28 protein-coding genes and 3 pseudogenes are annotated in these 26020 nt (G+C 66.5%); 6 read left to right on the top strand and 25 right to left on the bottom strand.

Annotated elements, in window-relative coordinates; translation table 11 throughout:
- Window positions 1–24: 24 nt before the first annotated feature.
- Together FHR32_RS42980 and FHR32_RS17540 are read right to left on the bottom strand one after the other, a co-directional pair.
- Window positions 25–291, bottom strand: a complete 267-nt coding sequence (locus FHR32_RS42980; RefSeq protein ID WP_221465275.1) for a hypothetical protein — start codon at window positions 289–291, stop codon at window positions 25–27.
- Between the two features lie 41 nt (window positions 292–332).
- On the bottom strand, window positions 333–1040 hold the full coding sequence (locus tag FHR32_RS17540; protein WP_184755289.1) for a DUF4097 family beta strand repeat-containing protein: 708 nt from the start codon (window positions 1038–1040) through the stop codon (window positions 333–335).
- A 428-nt stretch (window positions 1041–1468) separates the two neighbouring features.
- On the opposite strand from FHR32_RS17540, the gene FHR32_RS17535 reads away from it, so the two are divergent.
- Window positions 1469–2470 carry an IS30 family transposase gene (locus FHR32_RS17535; protein WP_184755288.1) on the top strand — a complete coding sequence of 334 codons (1002 nt, stop codon included), beginning with the start codon at window positions 1469–1471 and terminating at the stop codon, window positions 2468–2470.
- Here the strand turns inward: FHR32_RS17535 and FHR32_RS17530 are convergent.
- Entirely contained in the window at window positions 2438–2815 is a 378-nt protein-coding gene (locus tag FHR32_RS17530; RefSeq protein ID WP_221465444.1) for a reverse transcriptase family protein, read from the bottom strand. The genes FHR32_RS17535 and FHR32_RS17530 overlap by 33 nt on opposite strands.
- 1179 nt (window positions 2816–3994) lie before the next feature.
- Window positions 3995–4552 carry a hypothetical protein gene (locus FHR32_RS17525; protein ID WP_184755287.1) on the bottom strand — a complete coding sequence of 186 codons (558 nt, stop codon included), beginning with the start codon at window positions 4550–4552 and terminating at the stop codon, window positions 3995–3997.
- 354 nt (window positions 4553–4906) lie between these two features.
- Between FHR32_RS17525 and FHR32_RS46015 the strand changes: the two are divergent.
- Window positions 4907–5119, top strand: a pseudogene (locus tag FHR32_RS46015) (transposase); the annotation flags it as partial.
- 196 nt (window positions 5120–5315) lie between these two features.
- Here the strand turns inward: FHR32_RS46015 and FHR32_RS17515 are convergent.
- From FHR32_RS17515 to FHR32_RS44485, 8 genes are all read right to left on the bottom strand, one after another.
- Complete coding sequence (locus tag FHR32_RS17515; protein WP_184755285.1) at window positions 5316–5747, bottom strand: transposase; 432 nt, start codon at window positions 5745–5747, stop codon at window positions 5316–5318.
- A 155-nt stretch (window positions 5748–5902) separates the two neighbouring features.
- Window positions 5903–6682: a transposase family protein gene (locus FHR32_RS17510; protein ID WP_184753075.1), complete on the bottom strand. Its 780-nt coding sequence runs from the start codon at window positions 6680–6682 to the stop codon at window positions 5903–5905.
- 188 nt (window positions 6683–6870) lie between these two features.
- The gene (locus tag FHR32_RS17505; protein ID WP_184753076.1) at window positions 6871–7419 is read right to left on the bottom strand and encodes a hypothetical protein; all 549 of its coding nucleotides are present in this window, start codon (window positions 7417–7419) and stop codon (window positions 6871–6873) included.
- A gap of 579 nt (window positions 7420–7998) precedes the next feature.
- The gene (locus FHR32_RS17500) at window positions 7999–8604 is read right to left on the bottom strand and encodes a hypothetical protein (RefSeq protein ID WP_184755284.1); all 606 of its coding nucleotides are present in this window, start codon (window positions 8602–8604) and stop codon (window positions 7999–8001) included.
- Between the two features lie 474 nt (window positions 8605–9078).
- The gene (locus FHR32_RS17495) at window positions 9079–9465 is read right to left on the bottom strand and encodes a VOC family protein (protein ID WP_184755283.1); all 387 of its coding nucleotides are present in this window, start codon (window positions 9463–9465) and stop codon (window positions 9079–9081) included.
- A 5-nt stretch (window positions 9466–9470) separates the two neighbouring features.
- Entirely contained in the window at window positions 9471–9833 is a 363-nt protein-coding gene (locus FHR32_RS17490) for a DUF1801 domain-containing protein (protein WP_184755282.1), read from the bottom strand.
- Between the two features lie 29 nt (window positions 9834–9862).
- Window positions 9863–10054: a dihydrofolate reductase family protein gene (locus FHR32_RS44490; RefSeq protein WP_312882663.1), complete on the bottom strand. Its 192-nt coding sequence runs from the start codon at window positions 10052–10054 to the stop codon at window positions 9863–9865.
- A gap of 12 nt (window positions 10055–10066) precedes the next feature.
- Window positions 10067–10315 carry a dihydrofolate reductase family protein gene (locus FHR32_RS44485; protein WP_246466187.1) on the bottom strand — a complete coding sequence of 83 codons (249 nt, stop codon included), beginning with the start codon at window positions 10313–10315 and terminating at the stop codon, window positions 10067–10069.
- A 247-nt stretch (window positions 10316–10562) separates the two neighbouring features.
- On the opposite strand from FHR32_RS44485, the gene FHR32_RS17480 reads away from it, so the two are divergent.
- Window positions 10563–11468: a LysR family transcriptional regulator gene (locus FHR32_RS17480; RefSeq protein WP_184755281.1), complete on the top strand. Its 906-nt coding sequence runs from the start codon at window positions 10563–10565 to the stop codon at window positions 11466–11468.
- Between the two features lie 181 nt (window positions 11469–11649).
- Here the strand turns inward: FHR32_RS17480 and FHR32_RS17475 are convergent, their stop codons facing one another.
- On the bottom strand, window positions 11650–12429 hold the full coding sequence (locus FHR32_RS17475) for a transposase family protein (protein WP_184753075.1): 780 nt from the start codon (window positions 12427–12429) through the stop codon (window positions 11650–11652).
- A gap of 188 nt (window positions 12430–12617) precedes the next feature.
- On the bottom strand, window positions 12618–13166 hold the full coding sequence (locus FHR32_RS17470) for a hypothetical protein (RefSeq protein WP_184753076.1): 549 nt from the start codon (window positions 13164–13166) through the stop codon (window positions 12618–12620).
- Window positions 13167–13687: 521 nt separating this feature from the next.
- Between FHR32_RS17470 and FHR32_RS17465 the strand changes: the two genes are divergently transcribed.
- On the top strand, window positions 13688–14671 hold the full coding sequence (locus FHR32_RS17465) for an RDD family protein (protein ID WP_246467048.1): 984 nt from the start codon (window positions 13688–13690) through the stop codon (window positions 14669–14671).
- A gap of 376 nt (window positions 14672–15047) precedes the next feature.
- Here the strand turns inward: FHR32_RS17465 and FHR32_RS47690 are convergent.
- Window positions 15048–15230: pseudogene (locus FHR32_RS47690) on the bottom strand (hypothetical protein); the annotation flags it as partial.
- Window positions 15231–15302: 72 nt separating this feature from the next.
- Complete coding sequence (locus tag FHR32_RS17455) at window positions 15303–16235, bottom strand: MerR family transcriptional regulator (RefSeq protein ID WP_184755278.1); 933 nt, start codon at window positions 16233–16235, stop codon at window positions 15303–15305.
- Between the two features lie 325 nt (window positions 16236–16560).
- Here FHR32_RS17455 and FHR32_RS17450 point away from each other — a divergent pair, with 325 nt between their 5' ends.
- The gene (locus tag FHR32_RS17450; protein WP_184755277.1) at window positions 16561–17412 is read left to right on the top strand and encodes a DUF72 domain-containing protein; all 852 of its coding nucleotides are present in this window, start codon (window positions 16561–16563) and stop codon (window positions 17410–17412) included.
- Window positions 17413–18155: 743 nt separating this feature from the next.
- Here FHR32_RS17450 and FHR32_RS17445 read toward each other — a convergent pair.
- From FHR32_RS17445 to FHR32_RS17415, 7 genes are all read right to left on the bottom strand, one after another.
- A complete protein-coding gene (locus FHR32_RS17445; RefSeq protein ID WP_184755276.1) occupies window positions 18156–18446 on the bottom strand; it encodes a hypothetical protein in 291 nt (96 codons plus the stop codon).
- 165 nt (window positions 18447–18611) lie between these two features.
- Complete coding sequence (locus FHR32_RS17440; protein WP_184755275.1) at window positions 18612–19511, bottom strand: aminoglycoside phosphotransferase family protein; 900 nt, start codon at window positions 19509–19511, stop codon at window positions 18612–18614.
- Window positions 19512–19760: 249 nt separating this feature from the next.
- Window positions 19761–20399, bottom strand: a complete 639-nt coding sequence (locus FHR32_RS17435) for a response regulator (protein ID WP_221465443.1) — start codon at window positions 20397–20399, stop codon at window positions 19761–19763.
- 3 nt (window positions 20400–20402) lie between these two features.
- Window positions 20403–21656: a sensor histidine kinase gene (locus FHR32_RS46705; protein WP_184755274.1), complete on the bottom strand. Its 1254-nt coding sequence runs from the start codon at window positions 21654–21656 to the stop codon at window positions 20403–20405.
- A complete protein-coding gene (locus tag FHR32_RS17425; protein ID WP_184755273.1) occupies window positions 21650–22372 on the bottom strand; it encodes an ABC transporter permease in 723 nt (240 codons plus the stop codon). The genes FHR32_RS46705 and FHR32_RS17425 overlap by 7 nt, the downstream gene beginning before the upstream one ends.
- On the bottom strand, window positions 22369–23085 hold the full coding sequence (locus tag FHR32_RS17420) for an ABC transporter ATP-binding protein (protein WP_184755272.1): 717 nt from the start codon (window positions 23083–23085) through the stop codon (window positions 22369–22371). Before FHR32_RS17420 ends, FHR32_RS17425 begins: the two co-directional genes overlap by 4 nt.
- Before the next feature lie 268 nt (window positions 23086–23353).
- Window positions 23354–23680 (bottom strand): DUF4345 family protein, encoded by a 327-nt coding sequence (locus FHR32_RS17415; RefSeq protein WP_221465442.1) that lies wholly within the window; start codon window positions 23678–23680, stop codon window positions 23354–23356.
- An 81-nt stretch (window positions 23681–23761) separates the two neighbouring features.
- Between FHR32_RS17415 and FHR32_RS17410 the strand changes: the two genes are divergently transcribed.
- Window positions 23762–24496: a helix-turn-helix domain-containing protein gene (locus FHR32_RS17410; protein WP_184755271.1), complete on the top strand. Its 735-nt coding sequence runs from the start codon at window positions 23762–23764 to the stop codon at window positions 24494–24496.
- 379 nt (window positions 24497–24875) lie between these two features.
- Here FHR32_RS17410 and FHR32_RS17405 read toward each other — a convergent pair.
- Together FHR32_RS17405 and FHR32_RS17400 are read right to left on the bottom strand one after the other, a co-directional pair.
- Window positions 24876–25655, bottom strand: a pseudogene (locus FHR32_RS17405) (helix-turn-helix transcriptional regulator); the annotation flags it as partial.
- Between the two features lie 13 nt (window positions 25656–25668).
- On the bottom strand, window positions 25669–25917 hold the full coding sequence (locus tag FHR32_RS17400) for a cell division protein SepF (protein ID WP_184755269.1): 249 nt from the start codon (window positions 25915–25917) through the stop codon (window positions 25669–25671).
- Between the last annotated feature and the right edge of the window lie 103 nt (window positions 25918–26020).

Here is a 26020-nt window from a genome sequence, read left to right as displayed (position 1 = left end):
TCGTGATCCCACGGCGACTCCGACTCAGAAGAACTGCAGCCGCTGCACCGCCGCATTCTGGGCCCCGACCACCGGCTCCGCACCGGCCAGGGCCGTCAGCGTCTTGTTCCGGTCCCGCGGCAACAACAGCCCGGCCAGATATTCGCGAAACCCCCGGCGCTGCGCGAGCGAGCACCACAGATCATCGAACCGGGCCGCGTACTCCTCCAACGGACCCGGCGCCGGTGGACACGGACGCCGCGCGGTCACCACCACGACCACCCCCGAACAGCACCAACTACCCCTATCCACCGGCTTACCGCGACATCGACCCCATGTCAACAAACCACCGACTAGGAGGGCAGGACCTTCGCGTCACCCGTAACGGTAGTGATCGAGATCCGATGCTTCGAAGCCGAGTTGTCGGCGACCTTCACCGCCACGTCGCCCGTGACCGCGTCCGTGGTCACGTCGTAGACCCCGTCGGGGACGTAAACGGTGCCGTTGCCACTGCCGGTCTCCATCTCGACGTCGTCGGGTTCAGCCGTGTACTTCAGCTCGATGTCACCCGACACCGTCTCGCCGAGAAACTTCTTGCCGCCCAGTTCGGTGGCGACGATGGCGCCGGAGCTGGTCGCCGCCTCGACCACCCCGGACAGGGCGCGGAGCGTGACGTCGCCCGACCGGTTGTCCACCTTCACGTGCAACCCCATGGGCACCTCCACCTGGTAGTCGACGCCACACGAGCCCCAGTCCGACTCACACAGGTAGGACACGACCAGCGCGTCGCCCTCCACCCGGTGCTCCGTCTTCGGCTTGTCCCCGCGCCAGTGAAGAGTCTCGACGACCCGGATCCCGGTCCTGTCCTTCTCGACGACCGTGATGTTCCCCGTCCGGCCCCGAACGTCCAGCTTAGCCACCTGGTCCCCGACGTCATAGGAGACTTCGTCCCGCTCGGAAGCCTTCCCGAGGTCCTGCAGGCCACATCCGGTCAACAACACGCAGGAGGCCAGCAACGCTCCGGCGGCGATCATGCTCTTCGTCTTCACGATGGAGATCATCCTGCCCACCCGGGCGGCCACGCATCGGGGGTACCCCTGAGAAAACCCCAGGAGAGCCCCGACCTGCGGGGTGTCTTCGCCAGATAGGTGGCGCCGAATAGGGTCGGAGGAGAAACACTTATGGACCCGGTGCCGGTGGGTTCGACAGCACTTTGGCGGCCATCCCAAAGCCGTGTGGATCCGCGATGATGGACGCTGGACACCTTTGCCTATTGCGATCCTTATAGCTTTTGCAGCACGACGAGAGGTCGAGGTGCGCACCTCTGATCACGGGTGGGATAGGGCGGTATCAAGCGGTGGAAGCAAGTTCGGAGAGCATCTCGACGAACACCTTGATCACAATCGGTCGAATGAATTGATCTTCCTGAAGTAGATCTTGAAGCGTGACAGGCTCGGCCCTCGTGACACACGGTGACCATGGAGGGTCGATGGGTACGCGCAGACCGCTCACACTTGAAGATCGCGAGGAGATCTCGCGATGCCTGGTGGCGGAGATGTCCGAAACGGACATAGCGGCGCACATCGGCCGTACTCCGTCGTTGGTGTCTCAAGAGATCAGCCGACACGGGGGACGCGACGGATACCGGGCACATCGGGCCGACGCGCACGCGGCCACCTCGCGGTCGCGCCCGAAATGCCGGAAACTCGACGATAACCCCAGGCTTCGCGCCCGGGTCGAGGACGGGCTGAAGATCGGCTGGTCGCCCGACCAGATCGCCGGACGCTTGCGCCACGAGCACGGATACACCGACCCTGGGAAGGTGATTTCCCACGAGGCGATTTATACCTGGATCTACGCTTTGCCCAAGGGCGAGTTGGCCGCGCGCGGCATCGAACTACGCAAAGGCGGCACTGAGCGTAAACCGCGGGGGCGCAAAAAGTCCCCGGGTGCCCGGATCGTGGGCATGCGGTCCATCGACGACCGGCCCGAGGAGGTCGCCGGCCGCCAAGTCCCCGGGCACTGGGAGGGTGATCTCATTATCGGCAAAGCGGGTAAAACGGCCGCCGGCACGCTGGTCGAGCGGGTCAGCCGGTTCACCGCGATCGTGGCTCTTCCTGATGACCGCACCTCCGACGCGGCCTGTGACGCCTTGATCACCAAGGTGGCTGACCTGCCAGAACGCTTCCTCAAGTCGATCACCTGGGATCAGGGTATCGAGATGGCCAAGCATGCCGCGTTCACCCTGGCCACCGAGATCGATGTCTATTTTGCCCACCCTCATTCCCCTTGGGAACGCGGTACGAACGAAAACACCAACGGCCTGATTCGCGAATACATTCCGAAGAGTACAGAAATTCCGAGTAATGAGCAAATCCTCAACGACATTGCGGATTCTCTCAATTCGCGACCGCGTCGGGTGTTAAACTATAAAACGCCAGCCGAAGTTCTGGCCGAGCTAATCGCCGCTGAAATTCATTCCACTGATTGATACCGCCGGGGCCTGGACGACGCGATCGGCCGCGACAGGGATGCCGAGGCGCCTGACCTTTCCCGACCCGCCCGGCTTGGGGATCTTGCGTTCCCGCACCGGTAGCGGCCGGAACGTGCCCATCTTGAGCTGGGCACGTAAGTCGTCCAGGAACCCGGGGACACCGATCTGCTCTTCGACGTCGGCGACCGTCAGGCCGTCCACGCCCGCAGTGCGTGCCCCGGTATTGTCCGCGACCTGGTCGAACGCCACGATCAGCGTCGCCGGGTCATGCACGAGATTGAACAGGTCGTCGAACCTGCGGCCAGGATCGGCCGCCGCCCAACGGTGAAGCTTGGCCTGCATCTCCGATACCCTCCGGAGCGGCCCCATCGGGACCTGCTCCGGCCAGGCGCCGACATTCACCGGCGCGTCTTTCGGCATTACAGCATCCGCCTTTCTCGATACCGCTGCCGCCCTTCGCCATGTGACCGGCTCTCCCGGACTCGGACTACTACGGCGGCTCCGCCCCGTCCCGGCCCGTTCGGCCGACGATGAGCCCAGCCCGTCCCCCGTGCTGGATGCACGCCAAACGGGCAGAACCGAGACGGTTCCCGTGTTCACTGTGATTCGCTCGACGAAGGAGGAGCCCAGCTCTACCCCTGCGGCATCGCCATGAGTACGCCGCAGACCTTCCTCATGGCCTCCCAGACAGACATCCACGTGCCAACCCGGAAGTTCCCCGATCCCTGGGCAAGGATCAGAGACACACCGCACCCGGCCCATATCCGCCAGATTTGAGCCGGTGAGCCTTTAAGGGACGTATTCACGCTGGTTCCTCGCGTACTCCTTTCCGTCACGCTCGCCGGACCCACGCCATCTGGCTGTACTGGCCCGTCCCGGCTTTGTCGCGGCTGCTCCCGCCCTCCCCGGCACCTCCCGGGTCAGACTGCCGCCAGCTCCACCGCCCTGCTGCGACAGGGACAGCGGTGAAGGTCTCTCACCTCCACTCGAATCAATCAGCGCTTCACGGCGCACGTGGATCCAGGCTAAGTGACCGTGATTCCCCGTCGTTTCCCACGGGATCCGGCACGCGTGTGGCACGCGATCAAGCTCCGATTCTCGCGCGGACGCAACCCGCGGACGCGCATGTTTCCCCCTGCCTGATCTTCGCGTCCGCCTCGACCCGCCGCAGAGCGGCAGCGGGCCGGTGCCGGAGGGGCAAGCCCGTCTTCGCGTGTACGTTGACCGGTCACCGTTCCCGATCATCGGATGCCAACGGTCACAGACGGGTTTGACCCGTAGGAGCCGACCTGCTGAGCGTGGCGGGCGGGAAGATCAGGCCTTCACCTCAGCCACCTACGGACTTCGGCTTCCTGCGGGGGATCATCCCGGAGCCGAGCGCGGGATACGCGGCGGCCTGCTGGAAGGCCGCGTGGGCATGACCGCTGAGTCGAGCCAGAACGCGACCCGTGCCGGCGGCCGAAACACAAAAGCGGGGGTGCGTCTCCGGACCGATGTGGCCGAAGGCACGGTTACCGGCGACTACCTCCAGTGGGCCTCTGCGAGGATGTCCTCAAGTCCCTCGGTGCCGAACTCGTCCACCACGATCATCTTTGAGGACGGCAAGTACCAGACGACCTGGTTGTAGGAGCTTCCCGGCACTGGCTTGCCGGACGCCGTGTTACATGCGATCTCCCAGGTGGTGTAGTGCGCCTTCTTGGAGCCGATGTACCGATACCCGGAGTACAGGCGTTTGGCGGCGCCCGTGGTGTACTTCTTGTCGGTGACGCACTTGGTAACGCCGCTGCTGGGCTCGTATGGCTGATTCACGCTGTACTGGCCGCCCTCGTGGCCGTACTTGACGGCAATGGGTCCACCAATCCTGAAACCTTCGCATTCGACGGCCGCCCTGGAGCACGTACCGGTCGAGACATGCAACCCGCTCCCCTCTTTCGCGACCATCCAGGTAGCGGGAACCTGGAGGGTCATCCCCCGGTACGACACGGTCTTGGCAGACGCGTTAACAGGCGCCTGAGCAGGTGCCTGAGCAGGCGATCCAGTGAATACAAGTGCGGCGCTCAGCGCCAGAGTTGTGATCATGGCGGCGATCCTAAGGGATAAAAACCCGCCGTCAAACCCCGAGCAGCACCCAAAAGTGAGATGCACGAAGGAGTGGATTTGTTGCGAACTTTTTTGGGACACGCGCCATCGAACCTGTTGTGACCAAGATGATCGTGAAGGATCGGACGCGCCAAGCGGGCGGCTCCGTGGATGGCGGCAAGCGCAGGCACGGCGACGGGGTGATCTTCCATACCGACCGCGGCAGCGAGGGCGGATTCAACTGGTCGTCGCCGCATAGAAAAGTCCCCACGGTTTCACAGAGCTTGGTCATGGTCCTCGACCTGTTCAGCGGTGTAGTTGAACGACCTTGTCCAACGGAGTCACCGTGGTGTCATGGACCTACAAGCTGTCGAGGCTCTGAACGATGACCTCGCGAAGTTCGCCGGTGACATCTTCAAGTACCTCGCCCATCGAGGCCAACGCGACTACGGCCAGCAGTACCTGCGCGGGCTGATGCTCGACGGAAAGCGAAAGTCGGTGGAGCCGATGGCCGGTCGGCTGGGCCTGCCCCGGCAGAATCTCGGCCACTTCGTGGCCCAGTCCACCTGAGAATACGGTCGGGTGGCCGGAGGGAATCTCACCCTCCGGCCACCCGACCGGTATGACGCCGATGAATCATCGCTTTTCGGCCGGGGGTTGCGGTGCCGATGCAGCGTCGCACATGAGATTCCGGTTGTTGCGCATGACTTGGTGATGCCGATGAGTGGCTCCAGCTGTTCCTGCGCTTCCGCGCGAGCCTCGGCTACGAACGGTCCGAATCCGCGCTCTCGGAGACCATCTCCAAGAGCGCCTGCAATTTTCCCATAACCTCCAGGGCGGCCTCGGTCCGCGCGAGCTTGTCGGCCAATCTCGCATTCTCCCGCTCCAGCCGTTCAGCACGCGCCAAGGCGGTCTTCTCCGCAGCCTTCTCCCGCGCCATCTCGGTTACTGGAACCATCCGCTCGCCCGCCAGTGCCCGCTGGGCGGCTTCATCCCGCTGTCGGCGCCACCGATTAACGGTGGTGTCATACAGGCCTTCGCGACGGCAGATCTCGCCCTTACCGCCGTGTTCGGCTGCCTCATATTCCGCGATAATCCGCGCCTTGTATGCGGCGGTGAACGTGCACCGCTTGGGCCGGTCGGCTCGCGGGCCTGGGCCGTCGGCGTCGCTGTACTGCAGGTCATGCTCGGTCATGATCACTACGTGTCGTACCCGTTCTCGCCCTACTGCTGCCAGTTTGGTGCATTGAGATCGTTCCAACTTGAAGTTGCTGGTCAGGGGCCTGGTGTGATCCGTTGAGGGCATGCTCTGGCTGGTGGTGGGTACTGATCATGGTGGGTGATCATCGGTCAGCGGGTGTGTTCGGTGATGGCCAGGACCATCAGCGCGCGGAGCAGCTTGGTGACGTGGATGGCGTCCAGGCGGAGCTTGGTGAGGATGCGCCAGGCCTTCAACGTGGCGAAGCCGTGCTCGACGGGGGCGCGTTCGGCGCTGATGAGCCGGTTGACCTGCTTTTGCGCGGGGGTGAGGGGCCTGCCGCGGGTGGCTTTGCGGCCGGTGATGATGACCGGATTGTCGTCATCGTCGTCCAGGCCGACGAAGCCGAGGTCGGCGATAGCGCCCAGCCCGGCCTCGCGCAGGCGGGCGGTGAGGCGGTTGTGCCGGGCGGTGGTGATCTCCGATGCGCGACCAGGCCGGACGGCGGAGACCCACAGCAGGTTGCCGCGGGTGTCGGTGAGCGCCACCACGAGCAGCCCGTGGGCCTTGTGCTTGCCCGAGTAGTTCCTGCGGTTGTCGGCTCCGGTGCGGCGGCGGGTGCGGATCAGGGTGCCATCCAGCAGGACGACCTCACCACCGGCTTTGGCGATCTTCTTCAGGGCGCGGTCCAGGCGGGGTGCGCGGGCGGCGAGCAGTTCGACGGTCTCCAGCATCCAGCGTCGCACGGTGGAGGCCGAGACGTTGTTGGCGCCGGCCATGTCGGCCAGGCGCTGGTCATGGCGTAAGACGGCCAGCACGATGGTGGCGATCTTCCCGGCGGGCAGTTTCCGCCAGCGCGAGCCGATGGTCTTGAGATGAGCGCGCAGCAGGTCGGCCAGGAAGGTGAGGGTTTGGGTGGACAGCGGCAGCATGCAGGAGTAGACAGGCGAGGGCGTGTCTTCGGCGGACGTCGAAGCCTTCGACGTTGTCGATGTCGTGGTTTTGGTTGTGGTCACACGCCGCCAGGCCCCCGCCGGGGACACGCTCGGGATGTTTCACCCGGGCAGGGCCTGGCCAGGGGCTGCGGGAAGCGGCAGTGGGCGCAGTGGGCCGCCCGAGGTCAGGGGGCGAACGCGCCGCTGGGGGTCTTGCGCAGCCAGCCCCGCTCGGCCAGCCGGTTCAGCTTGGCCCGCACGCCTTCGACCTGCCCCGATTCGGTGGAAAGGCTGAGCTGGGCGCAGATCGCCTTGCAGATGAGGGGGCCGTCGGCGGCGCGTACCGCGGCCAGTAGCGCCTGGTAGTCGGCGGGCAGCTCATCAGTGCCGGCAGCGTGGTGACGGTGCGGGATCAGCAAACCGCCGGGCACGGGCACGGACGCGGGTACGGGTACGGGTATGGGGCGCAGCTCTATCCCCTGGGAGGCCTGCTCTGCTGCCTGGGCTGGGGTGAGCATCACCTGGTAGAACGGCGTCGGCTCACCGCCGGGCTCGCCGGGTGCGTTGAGCTGCTCGGCGGGATCGTCGGCGAGGAGTTCCTTGACCACCTGCTCGGCCACACGCAGCCGGTCCATCTCGTCTTCGGTCTCGGCCAGTTGCTCGCGCAACCGATCGGCGTGCGTGCCCAGCGCGACCAGGCGCATGGTGATGCGCTCCAGCAGCGGTGACGACATGGCTTCCCCCGGCCGACAAGACAACGATTACCTGGCGAGATCACCAGGACACGGACGATAACGACCCCAGGCCGGGCAGCGCAGACGAAAGCCGGAAGATCCACATTTGCCCCCGGCGGACGATCGAGACCCATGATCCCAGCCGTCTACCAGGAGAGAGCACACTCAACACCGCCAGGCCACCCCCTCCGACCTGCGAGGACAGGATGGAACTAGCTCATTCATCCCGTATGTCTCAGTAGAGCCTGACACAGTGGGACCTGGCGATCAGCACCATGCGCCTGGCCGATCGAGACAACATCGCCCACGCCCGCCGCGACCTCCTCGACCACAACGCGGCCTTCGCCGTCTACAACATCTGATCAACATGCCGGAACTGGACATAGCGAATCAACGCCGGGGCCCTGCGGTAACGAGGGGTCAACCACGGTCACTCACGACCGTCCCTAACCACAGGTCAGCCACCCTACAAGCCGTGATCTATGCACTTCCCAAGCTGGCAGCGTCCGATTCCATCCTCTTCCCGACGAGACTAGGACAGACGAGATTCATCCGCCCCGATCTCGTGAGCGGACACCCTCACTCTTCGACGCCGCCCACCAGAAGGTCATAAAGGTCATCACCCTGCGGGACCCTCTTGGTGGCGGAGAAGTCGACCACGTGCAAGGCGGCTCTGTCATAGAGGCTGTACGACATGAAGTCCTCACCTTGGGCAAGGATCATCAGCCGGGAGCCGACCCGCCAGACCGCGTGATGCCAATCGCCGTCAGTGTCCCCGTGCCGGCCTACGATCTCTGCCCGCCCCAACAGATCCGACACCACCTCGAAGCCCGCTTGCCAAGCAGTGCCGAACTGCTCCCGGGTTGCCGACGTGTCAAAATGCCACCGCTTGGACGGCGCGCTCTCCGGCAAGTCCAGCAGATCCTGATCTTCGTCGGGGTCCTCATCGTCGTCTGGTCCGTAATAGAGAGCGAACGCTACATCGAACATCTTCACGCGGCCGCCATCTACACCGCCGCCCCAGGGGACAGTGACGTCCCAGTCACCAGCGGTCAGCACGGGCGTATTTCGAACATCACTAAGGTAGCGAGCGATCGAGCCACCGGGAGCGGCCGGCCATCCTGTACGTTCCCAGGCGGCGTCCAGCGATTCTTGATCCCAACCGGAGTTGGCAAGGCTGATCATGGATTGGACCAGCGCAGGACTGATGGGGTACCACACAAGGGCCATAACGACCGAATCCCTTCAAGCAAGCGCGAGGCAGAGGCTCGGAAACGGTAGGACCTTGCCGTTCCAACCCGCAAGACCGGGCACCTCATGATCGTAGAGCGGCCACCTCTGGTGGAATGCAGACTTGATCGCGTGCCAGATGCGTGCCAGAACAAGCGGGGAGTCACGGGGACTCGACCTGCCCTAACCTGCACCCCTGTTTCCCCAGCTCAGAGCAGCTAGATCAGTAGATGATTCCCAAGCTGACAGCGCGGGTTCGATTCCCGTCACCCGCTCCACACACGAAGGCCCAAGTCAGCGTTTTCCACACTCACGGGGAGGCAGGGGTTCGAGTCTCGCTGGCTGCGTTTCAGCCGAACATCCGGGTGGCAACTCTGAGGGTCACCACCCGGTGTCATCGAGCGGGTATGCGGCACGGCCACCCCGCGCTTACTCTTCGGCGTCCTGCGGATACCAGCGGAGTTCGACGGTGTTGCCGTCAGGGTCCTGCACGTAGATCGAGGTCGCGCTGCCGCGCGCGCCGAACCGGCCCACAGGCCCCTCGAGGACGGTGAAGACACCCGACTCGATGACCTCTTGCCAGTCCAGCGGTTCCACAACCAGGCAGATATGGTCGACGTTCGACTCATTCCGAGGGCGGCGGACCAGATCGATGATGGTTTCCGGAGCGACCCTCACGGAGGGGAATCCGACGTTGCCGGCCCGCCACTCCGAGACGCGTACCGGCTCCAGACCGAGAAGCCCGCAGTAGAACCCCAGTGCGCGCTCGACATCCTCGACATTGAGCACCAGGTGATCGAAGGCTTTCACGCGCATGCCTGTCACCTCGTTTCCAGGTCGCAGGCCTGACGCAGCCAGTCGGTGAACAGGTCCGGGTCGATGTCGTCGACGGTGCGGAGCTTCACCGAGGCCATCTGGCGGGCACCCGCGATAAGGCGCCCAGACGAATCGACGAGTTCCTGACCTCGCCACAACCCGAAAGTGACGTATGACCCGTACGCCTTCACCAGGCAGATGGGGTTCTTCCCCGGCTTGTCACCGAGGTTCCAGGTCGGGTGACCGTGCCACATCGCACCGCTCCCACCGGGCAGGGCCGCGTCGATGACGGGACGCAGCTTCTCGCCGATCTCCCGCAGCGCGCCGTCGAGCCCCGTCAGATAGTCGGTGATGTTCGTTGAGCTCATGAAAAATCCTGTCTCGGTTGCCGAAGGTGTCAGGCCGGCTGGTAGTGCAGGTGGACCACGCCGGTACTGAAGGTGGCCGAGGCGGCCAGGGTCAGGGGGATGCGGTCACTGGTGAACAGACGCTGTCCGGTGCCCAGGGTGATCGGGTGGACGAGCAGGTGAAGGTCATCGACGAGCCCGGCGCGCAGCAGGGCGCGGGGGATGGTGATACTCCCAGAGATGCCGATGTCCCTTCACCGCCGTTTCTTGAGCGCGGTCAACTCGGCCACGGCGTCCCCGCCGAGGATGGTCGTGTTGTTCCACTCGGCCGTCTCCATGGTGTTGGACGCGACCAGTTTGGGCATCGCCTTCAACGCCTCGGCCATGTCGCCGGTCTGGTGTGGCCAGGCTGCGGCGAACGATTCGTATGTTGTCCGGCCCAGTAGAAGCGTGTCCGCGCCGGTCGTGAGTCCGCCGACGACCGCGCCCATCTCATCGTTCATGTACGGGAAGTGTCAGGTCTCGGGTGCCTCCACTACGCCGTCCAGCGCAATGAACAGTCCGGCGACGACCCTGCGGGGCACGGTGGTGCTGAGCATGCGGTTACTCCGTGTGGCGTGGGGTCGGGACCGGTCCCGGGATGCTTACCGTGTGACCGGATGACGCTCTCTACGATGCCTCGGACGATGACGGCCATCAAGCCATGATGTGGCTACGATCGTTGACTCAGATTCAACGACGGAGAGACACGTGCTCGAACGCCACGAGATCGAGACCTTCCTGACGCTGGCCGAGGAACTGCACTTCGGTCATACGGCCGAGCGTCTGAAGGTGACAACCGGGCGGATCAGCCACGTGATCAAGAAACTGGAACGCCGCGTCGGCGCTCCGCTGTTCGAGCGCACCAGCCGCATCGTCCGTCTCACCCCGATCGGGCGGCAACTGGCCGAGGACCTTACGCCGTTGGCAGCCCAGATGGACGAGGCGATTCGCAGGGCCATCGACGCCGGCCGCGGCATCACCGGAAACTTGCGCGTGGCGTTCCTCGGCGAGTGGACCGCGCCGGCTCTGCTCAAGGCCGTCAGTCTGTTCACCGAACGCCACCCCGACTGCGAGGTTGGCGTCCACGAAGTGCAGCTGTCCAACTCACGATCGAGCCTGCTCGACGGTTCCATCGACGTCCTCATCGCCGCGTATCCCTTCGACGGCATGGCTTGCGGGCCGGCCTTACTGACGGAGGGCCGCTCGCTGGCTGTGGCGGCCGGTCATCCGCTGGCTTGCGAGAAGTCGGTATCCCTCGAAGTCCTCGCCAACCACCCCGTGGTGCAGTACCCAGAGGTCACGTCGGCGGAGTTCAAACGCGACCGCACACCCGAGTACACCCCGTCGGGTAGACCCGTTCCGAAAGGACCGACGGGCAAAACGTTCTCCGAGATGCTGTCCCACGTCGCGATGGGCAAGGGCGTCCTGCCAGTGGGCGATCACAGCCGGTGGTACTACCCCCGCCCGGATGTCGCGTACGTGCCGATCCACGACGCGGCGCCGATCGAACGAGGACTGGTCTGGCTGGAAACCAACACGACTGCGCGGGTGCGCGAGTTCGTGCGTGCCGCGACAGATGTCAACCGCCGGAACGCAGCGCCGTCTGCAACGTGATCGGTCTGATAGATCATCGCGGCGCGCACGTTGTCATGCCCCATCCGGACCATCAGGTCCTTGGGACCCGCGCCCGATTGAGATCGTTCCAACTTGAAGTTGCTGGTCAGGGGCCTGGTGTGATCCGTTGAGGGCATGCTCTGGCTGGTGGTGGGTACTGATCATGGTGGGTGATCATCGGTCAGCGGGTGTGTTCGGTGATGGCCAGGACCATCAGCGCGCGGAGCAGCTTGGTGACGTGGATGGCGTCCAGGCGGAGCTTGGTGAGGATGCGCCAGGCCTTCAACGTGGCGAAGCCGTGCTCGACGGGGGCGCGTTCGGCGCTGATGAGCCGGTTGACCTGCTTTTGCGCGGGGGTGAGGGGCCTGCCGCGGGTGGCTTTGCGGCCGGTGATGATGACCGGATTGTCGTCATCGTCGTCCAGGCCGACGAAGCCGAGGTCGGCGATAGCGCCCAGCCCGGCCTCGCGCAGGCGGGCGGTGAGGCGGTTGTGCCGGGCGGTGGTGATCTCCGATGCGCGACCAGGCCGGACGGCGGAGACCCACAGCAGGTTGCCGCGGGTGTCGGTGAGCGCCACCACGAGCAGCCCGTGGGCCTTGTGCTTGCCCGAGTAGTTCCTGCGGTTGTCGGCTCCGGTGCGGCGGCGGGTGCGGATCAGGGTGCCATCCAGCAGGACGACCTCACCACCGGCTTTGGCGATCTTCTTCAGGGCGCGGTCCAGGCGGGGTGCGCGGGCGGCGAGCAGTTCGACGGTCTCCAGCATCCAGCGTCGCACGGTGGAGGCCGAGACGTTGTTGGCGCCGGCCATGTCGGCCAGGCGCTGGTCATGGCGTAAGACGGCCAGCACGATGGTGGCGATCTTCCCGGCGGGCAGTTTCCGCCAGCGCGAGCCGATGGTCTTGAGATGAGCGCGCAGCAGGTCGGCCAGGAAGGTGAGGGTTTGGGTGGACAGCGGCAGCATGCAGGAGTAGACAGGCGAGGGCGTGTCTTCGGCGGACGTCGAAGCCTTCGACGTTGTCGATGTCGTGGTTTTGGTTGTGGTCACACGCCGCCAGGCCCCCGCCGGGGACACGCTCGGGATGTTTCACCCGGGCAGGGCCTGGCCAGGGGCTGCGGGAAGCGGCAGTGGGCGCAGTGGGCCGCCCGAGGTCAGGGGGCGAACGCGCCGCTGGGGGTCTTGCGCAGCCAGCCCCGCTCGGCCAGCCGGTTCAGCTTGGCCCGCACGCCTTCGACCTGCCCCGATTCGGTGGAAAGGCTGAGCTGGGCGCAGATCGCCTTGCAGATGAGGGGGCCGTCGGCGGCGCGTACCGCGGCCAGTAGCGCCTGGTAGTCGGCGGGCAGCTCATCAGTGCCGGCAGCGTGGTGACGGTGCGGGATCAGCAAACCGCCGGGCACGGGCACGGACGCGGGTACGGGTACGGGTATGGGGCGCAGCTCTATCCCCTGGGAGGCCTGCTCTGCTGCCTGGGCTGGGGTGAGCATCACCTGGTAGAACGGCGTCGGCTCACCGCCGGGCTCGCCGGGTGCGTTGAGCTGCTCGGCGGGATCGTCGGCGAGGAGTTCCTTGACCACCTGCTCGGCCACACGCAGCCGGTCCATCTCGTCTTCGGTCTCGGCCAGTTGCTCGCGCAACCGATCGGCGTGCGTGCCCAGCGCGACCAGGCGCATGGTGATGCGCTCCAGCAGCGGTGACGACATGGCTTCCCCCGGCCGACAAGACAACGATTACCTGGCGAGATCACCAGGACACGGACGATAACGACCCCAGGCCGGGCAGCGCAGACGAAAGCCGGAAGATCCACATTTGCCCCCGGCGGACGATCGAGACCCATGATCCCAGCCGTCTACCAGGAGAGAGCACACTCAACACCGCCAGGCCACCCCCTCCGACCTGCGAGGACAGGATGGAACTAGCTCACTGGGCGGCGAGCTGTTGCCCGTGTGACGCGGATCATGGAAGTACAGGCCGGGCAGGCCCATCTCCCTGACCACATCCCCAGCGCGTGCGGGTGTCAAGCGGCGGCGACCCGGGCCGTAGCCGTACCGCGCACCCGTCGTACCCAACGAACCCGTCGGCCCAGCGACGCACCGCCGCTTCATGGTCGATTCGGCACCTGCCGCATCTGTGCTCCCCTCCGACGTCGGTAAGGTGTCCCGCACTCATGTGCGAAGGGATCACCTTGCCGAACTCCCCCCGGTTGTCAAGGTTGGCGTTGCTGATGTGGATGGCGGCGGTCGCCGTCGCGGCCTTCCCGACATGGGAGGAGTGGCGGTTCCGGCTGCAGCCCGGCGAGTACGAGATCAGCTCATGCATAGGTTCTCTCAACCGGGAGGTATCGCCGCTGGCCCCGCTTCGCGGCGATCTCAACGACATCCTGGAAAGCGTAGAGATATGGGCCGTCCCCGCGCTCCTGGTCTTCCTCGGCTTCCTGGCCTGCCTGGGCCATCGCGACCCCCGAAGCACAGGACGGCAAGTGGCGAGCGTCCTAGGCTTGATCGCGGTTGTCGAACCCATCACTCCCGCATACTCAGACCCCGACACCTGCGGCGGCACCATCCCGCTTCTCAGCGCAGACTGGTTCGCCACGGTGCTTGGCGGTTGGGGAAGCACCCAGCTCTGCATCATGGTCGCGGCCGGACTGGTGCTTCTCGCGTCATGGACCATGCGGTACGCCGACCATGAACGCCCGGGTGCAGTTCCGCAGCCGGGTACGGCATGGCGTCGACTGCTGGCGGTCCTGGTCGACTACCTCATCATTGTCGTAGTTCTCATTTTCGTCGTACAACCGATCTTGTTCCTGGTCGACATCGACACCTTCTTCCCCTCCATCCGCCTGGAGTACGGGCTCCTGAACTGGATCTCCCTGTTCGAGGCAAACACCGACCCCGGGCGACTGGCCATCTTGCCCGCGCTGTTCCTGTATTCCTGGGTCCAGCACACCCGATGGGGGCAAACGCTCGGTAAGCGGCTACTGCGCATCCGCGTCGTCTCCGCAGGGACGACGGACCCGCCAAGGGCAAAGAAGACGGCGCTCCGTGCGCTAATCTTCCCGCTCCTCGTCCTCGTACCGGTCGCCGGACCGGTCATCCTCATCGTGGACGGGCTATGGGCACTCTTCGATCCCGATGGCCGAACTCTTCACGACCGCTGGGCAGACACCGAAGTCACGCGCCGGATATCGGAGACTCAGCCTCAGGCGTGAAGCAATCGAGAGCCCGGTCTCCGGCGGAGGCGCTCTGGCTTCGGGATGATCTCGGTGTCCCCCTTGTAGTGCCCGCCTGGTGCGGGTCCAGGTCGCTGGGTGACTCAGGGACGATCTGCCTTCGGACTTTGTATGGCTTGCGCCTGACCTGTCCATGGCGGCCTGGAGCTCGGCATAGACCGGGCCGGGCCTCATTCAACAAGTCAGGAGCCTGGCAGTCCCCTCAACTGGGATATGTCCGCCGACCAGCCCGGATGTCGTTCCCCTGCATGAAGGAGACAACGTCCAGGATGGTGATCGGTATCGATCCGCACAAGCGCACCCACACCGCGGTGGTGGTGGATGAGGTCGGTCGTAAGAAGGGCGAACGCACCGTGTCGGAGGTGAAGCCGAGCATCGCCTGCGTCATTGCCGGGGTCACCAGCTCCGCGTCGCCGAGCTGCGGTGCGATACCTGCTGTCAGCCGCCGGGGGACGAGGTGCGGCGAATCCTTCAGCAAGTCGTCGGCCTTTGAATGGAGGGCGGCCCAAGGGAGCCCGGATCGACATCCACCGGCCATGAGGCGGTATCCCGTCCCGGCGGTGCGAGTCGCCGGGAGGGGGCACCACGGTGGGCCGGGACCCACGCCGGTTCAGCCGTGCGCTCGCAGAGCCTGTACCAGCCACTGATAGTCCGGCGTCGTCGTCGGGTGTGGCTGCTCGCCGCGGATGAGCGCCATCAGCTGCCAGTAGCGCTCGGCCTGCGCGTCCAAGCCCGCCTCGATACGCTCCAAAACCTCGGCGCGGCGAGGTGCGCCGGCGGCCGTGCCGAGGAGTTCGTCGAGGACCTCCGCGGCCTCGGCCGACTCAGGAGCGACGCCGCGCTCCCGGGCCGCACCGGCGAGCAGCGCGACCTTCTTGGCGAAGAACATGAAGGCGCCGGGCTGCCGGCCAGGGCCAGGGCCCGCCTGAGCGCGGCCCGTGGCATTGTGCTGCATCGTGCGGCGTAGGCGTCGGCGGAAGTCCGGGTCGGTGATCAGTTCCGCGAGTTCGATCCATGCGTCGACCTGCTCTGGCGTGGGATCGTCGGGCAACTCCGGCATGGTGCTGCGCATCCGCTCGTACAGCTGCGGGTCGGCGTCCAGCCCGCTGAAGACCTCGTCCACGAAGTCCTCGATGATTGCGCTGCGCTCCTGGGCGGAGAGCCTCGCCAACTTATTCATCAGTGCCGTCTCCTCGGTATCGGATTGCCGCCTGGCCACCGTGCTCAGCACGGCCCGGCTCAGTCGCAGGGCCCGGATCTGTGCATCCAGGGCCCGCACATGAGCGGCAGCGACAGCCGCGACGGTCGTCTCCCGCTGCATCACCCGCCGCACCTCCGCGTGACCCAGCCCCAGCTCGCGCAGGGTGCGCACAAGCTGGAGCCGGGCGACGGATTCGGTGCCGTAGAGCCGGAAGCCGGCGCCGGTGCGGCAGTCCGGGGGCAGCACCCCGATATCGGACCAGTAGCGGATGGTGCGCACCGACAATCCGGTGCGGTGGGAGAGCTGCCCGATGGTGAGCAGCTCACGGCCTTCGTCGTTCACACGAGGAGTGTGGACCTTCCAGCCGCTGGAGAATCAAGTGCGGCTTGGCACCGATCTCCGCCGCGATCTGGCACAACGTCCACACCATCCAGCCGGTCATGCGACCGCTGATCGTCTACGATCGCCGAACCCCTCGGAGGCGATCACCTAGCTGGACAGGCGGTGATTCGCGATCAATGCCCCGGCATCTGACCGGGCGATCGGATCGCGGAAAGAGGCCATGAGGCGGGCGTGCGACAGCAGCCTGCTCGATATGCGCGGCGAAGTGTCCGCCCGAAGACGGTCTCGGTCTTTTCTCCTGCCGACTTTGGATAGCGTCGAGGTCATGCGGCTTCATGTGGGATGCGCGATGTGGACGCACGCGCCATGGCAGGGGCGCTTCCTGCCTCATCCGCTCCCTCCCGGGGAGCGGCTGCGATCCTATGCGACCTGGTGCAACGCGGTGGAGGGCAACACGACGTTCTACGCGACACCGGCGAGGAGCACGGTGGAGTCATGGGCGCGGCAGACCACCTCCGACTTCCGCTTCGTGGTCAAGCTGCCCAAGTCGATCACACACGAGCGCCGCCTCACCGGCGTCGACGAGGAGCTTCGGTCGTTCCTGGAGGCGATCGAACCGCTCGGGCCGCGGACCCACACCCTCTGGATCCAACTGCCGGGATCGTTCGCTCCGACCAACCTCGGCATCCTGGCGGGCTTTCTTCGCCGGCTCCCCCGCTCGTACAGATACGCCGTCGAAGTCCGCCATCGCGCGTTCTTCGACGACGCACGATCTGAACGGCTTCTCGAAAGGGTTCTCGCGGGCGCTGATGCCGAATGGATCCCGTTCGACACCACCGCCCTCTTCCAGAGCCCTCCGACCAGCGACGCCGAACGAGAGGCGTGGACGAAGAAACCGCGCATGCCGCGCCGGTCGTCCGCTCTCACCGACCGTCCGATCATTCGCTACCTCGGCCGGGACGCCAACGCGCGCACGATCGAGGGCTGGCAGCAGTGGATCGGCACGGTCACCGAATGGCTGCGCGAAGGCCGCTCACCGACCGTGTTCATCCACACCCCCGACAACGCCGATGCGCTGATGCTCGCCCGTCGTTTTCACGACGACGTGCGAGCCCGGTTGCCCGAGATCGAGCCGCTGCCCGAGCCCATGCCGACCGAGCCGCTCACCCTCTTCTGACCTGAGAGGCTGAGCCCGGACGCGCCGGTTTGAAGTTGGTGTTGCGGAGCAGCCCGTCATCCGGCCCCGCGAAGATCAGCCCCCCGTCACCGCCGTGGAGGACTCACGGGTAGCCGGAGTGCTCCCCGCGGGTCGGCGTCTCCCGGCTCAGAGACCAAGATCAGTAGCCGATCGCCAAGCTGACAGCCCGGGTTCGATTCCCGTCACCCACTTCGACAACGAAAGCCCAGGTCAACCCTTGTGTCGACGCTGAACCAGTATTCGCGCAAGGCGGCTTTGCCACGGATCACGCCACCGGAGGCCGGAATCAGTGTGGCCGCGGTCGGCATCCTTCCACTAGCTGTACTGCCCAGGCAGGTTGGTGACGCGACTGGCGGGTGGAAGACCTCCGAGCGCCCTCGGCGAGGAACAAGCCGCTGTAGACCGGGATGCCGATCCCCTTGCCCGCGGACGTGCAGACCTTCCTCCAGGTGTCCGCTTGGACGAGTGGGGACAAGTCCTTCCGCCCCACCGGCTGCGATGCTCCGCTCACTGGAGCAGCACGTCGTCACACTTTCAAAACCTGGGGACGCGTACGCCCCTCACCATCATCAACCCGGGACAAGCCGAGCAGGTCTGGAGCCATCCGTGGTTGCATCGCGGCTGAGATGAAACCATCGGCACCGGCAGTCACCGTCGTGCACGTCATCCACCCACGGTGACGTGCATGGCCGCCGGCCGGTAGACCAAGCCATCGGTCCAGGTCACCGACCCTGGCGACAAGGCTGGCGGCCAGGCAGCGGTCCACTGGCCGGGGTGTAGGCCATGAAGTCGGTGTAGCCCTCGTAACGCGCCTGCTCGGTGGAGGTGGGTGAGCCGGCAGGGCGCGGACGTCCACGGGATGCCGCGTCCACCGGGACGCGGTCGCCGCTGGGCACGGTCGCCGGCTCCAGCGGCCCTGAATCGCGCCTGTGGGCGAACTCCGGTGGCGGCGTGGCAAGTGGTCCCGGCACGATGTCCGGCCACGTTCCGTCCGGATCCAGCTCGGTGGTCATCGCAACCCCTTCGGGTCCGGAGCGCCCAGGAGACGGCCTACGCGGAACATAAGAAACGCCGCGCCGCCCGTCAACAGGTGAAACAGGTCTGCTCGGTTCCGCCGTCGTCACCGGCCGCCGAGTCGTGGCACGGTGATGGCTTGGCGCGCCCGTCCGAGGGCCTTGTCACGCAGCGTTCTCGTGATCGGCGAGGACTTCATGGATCACGTGCCGCGCGTTCGCCGCGAACACCGGATTCGTGTCCTTGTAGTACGGGAGCGCGATGAGTGCGATGGACAGGGCCCGGCCTCGTCCGCGGGCCCAGGTCGCGTCGTCGATCTGGAGGACCGTACGGAAGTCGTTGCGCACGCCGGCTGGGAGGAGGTTCCATGCGACGATCAGGTCGCAGGCGGGGTCTCCTACGCCTACGGTGCCGAAGTCGATGACGGCGCTGAGCCGTCCCTGGACGACCAGCAGATTCCCGGGCATCAGGTCGGAGTGGATCCAGACGGGTGGGCCCGCCCACCCGGGAGCCTTCAGGGCGGTCTCCCACGCCGCGGCCGCCGCGTCGGTGTCGACCACTCCGCGCAGTTCGTCAATCGCCGCGCGCGTCGGAGCATCCAGCATCGACAACGGCCCACCTCGGTAGGCAGGCGGTCCGTCTGGAAGATCGATTCGGCGGAACGCGGCGACGAACTCCGCCAGATCCTTCGCGAGCAGGCTCGGCTCGGTCAGGCGGTCGGCGGACGGGTTCTCGCCGTCGAGCCAGCGGTAGACGGACCAGGGCAGGGGATAGCCCTCAGCGGGCTCCCCCTCGCCGAGCGGGACGGGAATGGGCACCGGGAGGAGAGGAGCGAGCCTCGGTAGCCACCGCAGATCCTTCTCTACCTGCGCGGCGGAACCGGGCCTGCGAGGTAGACGCACGGCCATGTCGCCGCCGAGCCGATAGATGGCGTTGTCCGTGCCGGAGGAGTCGAATGGCTCGACGGGAAGGTCTGCCCACCGGGGGAACTGCGCAGCGACCAATCGGCGTACGAGAGGGACGTCGTGGTCCATCTCATCCGCATGCATCGTGCTGGCACGCATGAACACCTCTTTGACCTGGAGCGAAATCACCGCACGACACAGACGACGCGACTGGGCGACGTCTCCTGCCGTATGCCGGCCGACGTTCATCGGACCGGTTCGGGACGCGCCTGTCAACTCATATGCCGAGAGAAACGCTCACGCGCCCCGGGTCCTCCCTCGAGGTGTGACACCTTGAATGCCGGCCCTCGCCGCGGAGCGAGAGCTCCGTGGCCGGCCACAAGGCCGAGCTCTCCTGACGCTCTCAGATCAGCTGCCGGCGGCCGGCTTGAGCAGACCGGTCTCATACGCCGCCGCGACCGCAGCCGCCCGGTCATTCACCTTGAGTTTGGCGAAGATATGCAGCAGATGCGTCTTCACCGTCGCCTCGGTAATGAACAGTTTCGCGGCGATCTCACGGTTGGTCGCGCCACGCGCGATGAGCCCGAGCACCTCGAACTCCCGGCGGCTCAGTGTCTGCTGTTCCGGCGTGCGCACCCTGTGCGTCAGCACGCCGACCACGGAGGGGGACAGCACCGTCTCACCGCGGGCCGCCGCCCGCACGGCGCGGCGCAGCTCGGCGCGCGGGGTGTCCTTGAGCAGATAGCCGGTGGCGCCCTGTTCGATCGCGGGCAGGACGTCGGCGTCGTCGTCGAAGGTGGTCAGGACCAGCACGTGGATGCCGGGCGTCTGCTCGCGTAGCCGGCGGATGACCTCTGCGCCGCTCATCTTCGGCATGCGCAGATCCATGAGCACGACATCGGGGTTGGTCTGCATGGCTACGGCAAGCGCTTCCGGCCCGTCGGCCGCCTCACCGACGACCTCGAAGGCATCGTCGGCGGTGAAGATCCCGCGCAGCCCGTCACGGACGACTGGATGGTCGTCCACGATGATCATACGGATCGGCATGTCTCACAGTGCGTTTCTGGAGTGGTTGGATGATCCCGAATCCGAGGTGGCGGGGATGGCCGGAACGGTGGCAGAGATCCCGGTTCCCTGGCCAGGGGCCGTCTCGATCGCGAAGGCACCGGCCAGCCGGGTGACCCGCTGACGCATCGCGATGAGGCCGAAACCGCCCGCGTTCGAGGAGCCCGTCGCCTCAGGGGTGAAGCCGGATCCATCGTCACGCACGTCCAGCGCCACGACGTCCTCCATGTATGACAGGGTGAGGCCGACCCGGGTGGCCGAGGCGTGCTTGCCGACGTTGGTCAGCGCCTCCTGCGCCACCCGCAGCAAGGTGATCTCCACCTCCACGTGCAGCGGCCGGGGGTCGCCGGTGACCGACACGGAGGCGGGCGTGCCGGTGGTCTGCGACCATTTCGTGGCGATGTCGTGAAGGGCGGCGGCGAGCTGGGCATCGTCCAACGGCGCCGGACGCAACGCCTGAACCGATCGGCGGGCTTCGTTCAGACTGTCTCTGGCCAGGGTGCGCACCGTGTTCAGCCGGGAGCGCACGGCAGGTACGTCCTCGACCATGCTGTCGGCGGCTTCGAGCTGGGTGAGGACGGCGGTCAGACCCTGTGCGATGGTGTCGTGGATCTCCCGGGCCATCCGCTGCCGCTCCCCGAGCGCACCGGCCTCACGAGCGCGGGTCAGTAGCTGGGCCTGCAGAATCGCGTTGTCCTCCGCGAGCGCGGCCAGCTTGGCGCCGGTCTCCTTCAACTGCGCGATCATCACCTTGCGGTTGTCGTTCTGATCGGAGACGGTCCGGATCAACAGGCCGACCGTAGAGGCGATCAGCACCGCGACGAGGAAGGAGTAGAGCATCTCGCTCAGGGGGCGCCCGAGTCCGGGCCGAGCGGCGACCAGCACGCCGGCTGTCGCGGCCACCCCCGCGTAGGCCCACCGCCCGGGCAGCAGGGTGAAGGACTGGAAGAACGCTCCCAGTCCTGTCACCGTGAACAGCGTGTCGGTTCTGACCAGTGCCCCGATGACGGCCAGCATCACGACGAAGTAGATGATCTTTACCGCCGGCCGCTCGGTCCAGCCGGGGTGCGAGGTGACCATGAACCAGTGCCAGGCTCCGGCGAGTAACGCCAGCGCCAGTACCTCCGGCCGCCAGTCCCGCAGCAAGGCGAAGGCCGCCGGAAGCAGGATGAACAGGTATGGCAGGGGGGGCCAGGCGCGATCCCAGCGCGAGACGTCGAGGTCGGTGAGGGCTACCACCGGAACGTCCTGACGGCGATGCCGCCGGCAACGATGAATATCGCGACCATGACGCTCAGGGTAATCGGGGAGGTCGCATTGCCGGCCCAGCCGTCGCGGACTGCCTGGACCGCGGGGGCCATGGGGGTCAGGTCGCCGATGGCGCGCATCGAGCCGGACAGGGTCTCACGGGGGATCATGGCACCGGACAGGAAGACCATCGGGAAGAAGACGCTCAGCCCGATCACGGTCGCGGTGCGGCCGCTGGGGACGAGTGCGCCGATGAGCAGGCCGATGGAGCTGAGGCTCAGCGCGCTGAGGATCCACGCCAGGACGACGCTCGCCGCGTTCGCGGGCGCCGTCAGCCTGTAGACGGCCAGACCGACGACGATCAACAGCACCGTTCCGAGCGCGGCCAGCAGCATGTGAGCGGCCCACTGGGCGCCGAACAGCATGGTGGGCGAGGCGGGAGTGGCGCGCAGCCGCTTCAGCACCCGGCGTTCTCTGTACTGGGCCAGCGTGGCCGGGAGGATGACCAGCGCGGCCAGACCGATGACGAAGATGCTCAGCATCGGCACCGTGGCGTCGATGACCGGCAGCCCGCCCGGCAGGGGTGTGCCGTTGCGCATCTTGACCCACAGCATGATCGCCGGGAAGGCCAGGGCGAAGAACGCCGACATCGGATCACGAATGATCAGTTTGAGCTCGACCGCGGTGACCCGCATGAGACCCTTCATGCCACTTCTCCTCCGGTCAGCGCGAAGTACGCGTCCTCCAGCGAATCGGACCGTCCCTCTGTGATCAGCTCTCGCGGACTGCCCTCGGCGACGACACGGCCGTGGTCGATGATCGCGATGCGGTCGCACAGCGCCTCGGCCTCGTCCATGAAATGGGTGACCAGCACGACGGTGACCCCGCGCTCGCGCATGGTGCGGATCAGGCCCCAGGTCATACGGCGGGCAGAGGGGTCCAGGCCCGTGGTGAGCTCGTCGAGGAAGACGACTTCCGGGTTGCCGACCAGGGCGAGTGCGATGAACAGCCGCTGCTTCCAGCCGCCGGACAGGGCTGCGAAGCCGGTACGCTCCTTGTCCGCCAGCCCCCACTCGTCCATGAGCTCCCGCCAGTTACCGGGATTGTCATATAAGGAGGCATACATCCGTAATGCCTCACCGACCTTGATCGCGTCGGGCAGGGCCGCCTCCTGCAGTTGGACGCCGACGCGCTGCAGCAGCGTGCGCCGGTCGCTCTGCGGGTCCAGGCCCAGCACCCGTAGGGTGCCGCCGTCTCGCCGCCGCAACCCCGACGCACACTCCACGATCGTGGTCTTCCCCGCTCCGTTGGGGCCGGCGATTCCGAAGATCTCGCCTTGCTCCACCTTCAGGGAGACGCCGTCTACCGCCTTGCGGGCCTTGTAGTTTTTACTCAGGCCGTCGATCTCGATGACTGGCATGTTTCGAGAATCACCGATGAGCGGCGCCTTCGAAATCCACCGAACGGTTGATGGGGCCGGCCCTCCGGCTCCGGGACGATGGGCTGTGAGGGGGTCAGCCGCGGCTACTCACGGCCGGCCCGGCCCGGCGCCCCGACCAGGCATGTTCCCTGCGATTCCCGAACTGACCGCGCGGGGCGGGAGAAAGGCGCTCCGTGAGAGGCCTCCGCGCTCACCGGCCGGTGGCGAGGAGGAGACCACCGCCGGTCACCTCAACCCAGAAGTAGAGTCAGGACGGGTAGAACGCCGAAGGACGCTCGACGACATGAGCCGTCAGCCGCCCGAACGCCATGCCCAGCAGCGCCGCCGCGACGGCCACCACGGCACCGCGCCGAATTCCGCCGACATCGGCGACCGCCAGGGCCAGCAGTACGGCGATGCCCACGCCGAATCCCCCGTACACGGCGCGTATCTCCGCCCGCGCCTCAGCGGAGTCCGCGACCATCCCGAACGGCCCGATCAGCGCGGCAGGCGCGATGAGTCCGTACACGCCCATCCCGAGGAAGAAGACCGCCACAACGATGGTGACCACAGTGGCCATAAGCTCGCGCTCCATGTCTCGAAAGAGTCGTTCGCGGGAGATGATGCCGCTGTGAGCAGATCACCGCTTCCACAAACCTGCTGTGACCCTGGCGCGATGCTCTGGCTGTGGCCAGGTCAGGCCATCTACACCGGACCGGCGCTGGACCTGGAAGCGCACTCTGGCTCGGTCGCCTGCCTGGCGATCGGGCTCGACGACGTCTTCACGGTGCGGACGCGGGGACAGCCCGCGCAGACAGCGCGCAGCGCCCTGATCGCGCCCCGCCTCACACACCGACTGGTCGCCCACGGCGACCGGATGCTCTTCTGCTACCTGGATCCGGGCTCCTCCAGGCGTCTGGCCTGCGAACGGCAGATGACCTCAGGCGATTCCGGTCTCAGACTCGGCCACCGCGAGGAGCGGCTGCTGATCCGGCACGCCCCCTGGCCAGGCTCGGTCCCCTCGGCGCCGGACTGGCTGGACCTGGCCGCGCCCCGCGAGCCCGCTCAGATCGACGCCCGCATCCAGGAAGCCGCCGCGCGCCTGCGCACCGAGGTGCACCGCACCGTCTCAGCAGAGGAACTCGCCATCGGCTGCGGCCTGTCCACCTCACGGTTCCTGCACCTGTTCCCGGCCCACACCGGCACGACCTTCCGCCGCTACCGGCTGTGGACCCGGATGTTGCGCGTCGCCGAACTGCTGGCCGGACGGCACGACCTCACCACCGCCGCAACCGATGCCGGATTCGCCAGCCCTTCCCACTTCAGCGAGGCCTTTCACCGCATGTTCGGGCTCCGGCCCAGCCGCCTGCTCGCCGCTGGAGTCACCATCATCGACGCGACCACCATGTGACCGCGCTCGATGCCAAGCCGCTCGACCAGCTTGTCCACACAGGGTTCAGGAGGCCGATTGCCGAGGGTGGCACCGAGGGTGTTGAACATGAGTGAGGCCACCGCCATCGGGATGAAGGCCACGCCCGCCTGGGTGGGGTGTAGCCGAGCACGAACTGCAGGTACTGGGTCAGCACCAGCAACAGCCCGCCGTTGCCGATCTGGACCGCTGTCGGCCTTCGGCCGCGAGGTCGACAATTCCTAGAACTCACCAGGTGAAGCGGCCTGACTCCGGTGCGGACCACGTGAGATGACGGGGATCGGGCAGGCGATGTCCGCTCGGTCGCAGACGGGGATCATTTCTGGACGAACTCGGACACTGCCGCCTGGGGTCGTCGGGCTCATCGAGTGGCTCGCAGGTAGCGCTCTGACAGCTCGCGCAGATGGGTCAGGAGTTCGGGCGGACCGTCCACCGTGAAATCCGCGCCCAGCGCACCCAGGTAGAGGGCGAGGGTCTCAACGGTGTCGGCGCCGGTGTCGAGCAGGCAACTGTGCTCGTCGACGGCCTCCAGCACGCCGACCGCCGGGGGGACCCGGTCGGCGACGGCCTCGACCGGGGCGTGCACGACCACCCGCGCGCGGTGGCGCCAGGCGGCCGACGACACGCCCTTGGACACGTAGGCGGCGGCGTCGCCTCCGGGCAGCTCGCGCGGGACGAAGCGGGGGCCGTTGGGCGTGCGCGGGGTGATCCGGTCGGCACGGAAGGTCCGCCAGTCCTGTCTGTCGATGTCGAAGGCCACCAGATACCAGCGGCGGCCCCAGTTGACCAGACGGTGCGGTTCGACCATGCGCACGCTCGTCGTGCCGTCGTGACCGCGGTAGTCGAAACGGAGCCGCTCGCAGGCGCGGCAGGTGCTCGCCAACGCGGTCAGGACCGCCGCGTCGACGCGCGGGCCGGTATCACCGGGCACCTGGACGGTGGAGGCGTGCAGGGCGTTGAGACGGTGGCGCAGCCGGGCGGGGAGCACCTGTTCCAGCTTGGCCAGGGCGCGCACCGAGGTCTCCTCGATCCCGGTCACCGTGTTCGCGGTACGCAGGCCGATCGCCACGGCGACGGCCTCCTCGTCGTCCAGCAGCAGCGGTGGCATGGCGGCGCCCGCACCGAGCCGGTAGCCGCCGGCCGGTCACCCGCCTCTACCGCGCCTCGTCGGCAGCCGACGACCGCTCGGTCATTCCGCGGGGCATCAGCAGGAACACCTTGGGCGACAGCCTGTCCATGTCCCCGCCCCTGCCGAACACCAGGCCGGCGGCGAAGTCCACGAACTGCTTGGCCTCGCTGTCCGGCAGCTTGGTGAGGTCCATCACCACGGGGGTGCCCGTACGGAAGAAATGCCCCACGTAGAGTGCCTCGTTATAGTCCCGGGGACACAGCGTCTTGATCATTGCACCAGTCTCCACCGTGCACGACGACCGTCAAGCTCTCTTCCGAACCGGTGACACGGCGCCAAGCCACCGCCCTCCCCACCGCGGGCGCCTGGCAGGGGGC

The organism is Streptosporangium album, from assembly GCF_014203795.1.
Taxonomy (GTDB): domain Bacteria; phylum Actinomycetota; class Actinomycetes; order Streptosporangiales; family Streptosporangiaceae; genus Streptosporangium; species Streptosporangium album.
Note: the sequence above shows the minus strand (reverse complement) of the source record. Positions and strands in the feature narration are given on the sequence as shown.

Excerpts from the sequence above, each read along its gene's own strand:
- FHR32_RS17540 (WP_184755289.1), bottom strand. The coding sequence starts at position 1,040 with ATGATCTCCATCGTGAAGACGAAGAGCATGATCGCCGCCGGAGCGTTG.
- FHR32_RS17535 (WP_184755288.1), top strand. The coding sequence starts at position 1,469 with ATGGGTACGCGCAGACCGCTCACACTTGAAGATCGCGAGGAGATCTCG.
- FHR32_RS17530 (WP_221465444.1), bottom strand. The coding sequence starts at position 2,815 with ATGCAGGCCAAGCTTCACCGTTGGGCGGCGGCCGATCCTGGCCGCAGG.
- FHR32_RS17525 (WP_184755287.1), bottom strand. The coding sequence starts at position 4,552 with ATGATCACAACTCTGGCGCTGAGCGCCGCACTTGTATTCACTGGATCG.
- FHR32_RS17515 (WP_184755285.1), bottom strand. The coding sequence starts at position 5,747 with ATGACCGAGCATGACCTGCAGTACAGCGACGCCGACGGCCCAGGCCCG.
- FHR32_RS17510 (WP_184753075.1), bottom strand. The coding sequence starts at position 6,682 with ATGCTGCCGCTGTCCACCCAAACCCTCACCTTCCTGGCCGACCTGCTG.
- FHR32_RS17505 (WP_184753076.1), bottom strand. The coding sequence starts at position 7,419 with ATGTCGTCACCGCTGCTGGAGCGCATCACCATGCGCCTGGTCGCGCTG.
- FHR32_RS17500 (WP_184755284.1), bottom strand. The coding sequence starts at position 8,604 with ATGATCAGCCTTGCCAACTCCGGTTGGGATCAAGAATCGCTGGACGCC.
- FHR32_RS17495 (WP_184755283.1), bottom strand. The coding sequence starts at position 9,465 with ATGCGCGTGAAAGCCTTCGATCACCTGGTGCTCAATGTCGAGGATGTC.
- FHR32_RS17490 (WP_184755282.1), bottom strand. The coding sequence starts at position 9,833 with ATGAGCTCAACGAACATCACCGACTATCTGACGGGGCTCGACGGCGCG.
- FHR32_RS44485 (WP_246466187.1), bottom strand. The coding sequence starts at position 10,315 with ATGAACGATGAGATGGGCGCGGTCGTCGGCGGACTCACGACCGGCGCG.
- FHR32_RS17475 (WP_184753075.1), bottom strand. The coding sequence starts at position 12,429 with ATGCTGCCGCTGTCCACCCAAACCCTCACCTTCCTGGCCGACCTGCTG.
- FHR32_RS17470 (WP_184753076.1), bottom strand. The coding sequence starts at position 13,166 with ATGTCGTCACCGCTGCTGGAGCGCATCACCATGCGCCTGGTCGCGCTG.
- FHR32_RS17465 (WP_246467048.1), top strand. The coding sequence starts at position 13,688 with ATGTGGATGGCGGCGGTCGCCGTCGCGGCCTTCCCGACATGGGAGGAG.
- FHR32_RS17450 (WP_184755277.1), top strand. The coding sequence starts at position 16,561 with ATGCGGCTTCATGTGGGATGCGCGATGTGGACGCACGCGCCATGGCAG.
- FHR32_RS17445 (WP_184755276.1), bottom strand. The coding sequence starts at position 18,446 with ATGACCACCGAGCTGGATCCGGACGGAACGTGGCCGGACATCGTGCCG.
- FHR32_RS17440 (WP_184755275.1), bottom strand. The coding sequence starts at position 19,511 with ATGCGTGCCAGCACGATGCATGCGGATGAGATGGACCACGACGTCCCT.
- FHR32_RS17435 (WP_221465443.1), bottom strand. The coding sequence starts at position 20,399 with ATGCCGATCCGTATGATCATCGTGGACGACCATCCAGTCGTCCGTGAC.
- FHR32_RS17425 (WP_184755273.1), bottom strand. The coding sequence starts at position 22,372 with ATGAAGGGTCTCATGCGGGTCACCGCGGTCGAGCTCAAACTGATCATT.
- FHR32_RS17420 (WP_184755272.1), bottom strand. The coding sequence starts at position 23,085 with ATGCCAGTCATCGAGATCGACGGCCTGAGTAAAAACTACAAGGCCCGC.
- FHR32_RS17415 (WP_221465442.1), bottom strand. The coding sequence starts at position 23,680 with ATGGAGCGCGAGCTTATGGCCACTGTGGTCACCATCGTTGTGGCGGTC.
- FHR32_RS17410 (WP_184755271.1), top strand. The coding sequence starts at position 23,762 with ATGCTCTGGCTGTGGCCAGGTCAGGCCATCTACACCGGACCGGCGCTG.
- FHR32_RS17400 (WP_184755269.1), bottom strand. The coding sequence starts at position 25,917 with ATGATCAAGACGCTGTGTCCCCGGGACTATAACGAGGCACTCTACGTG.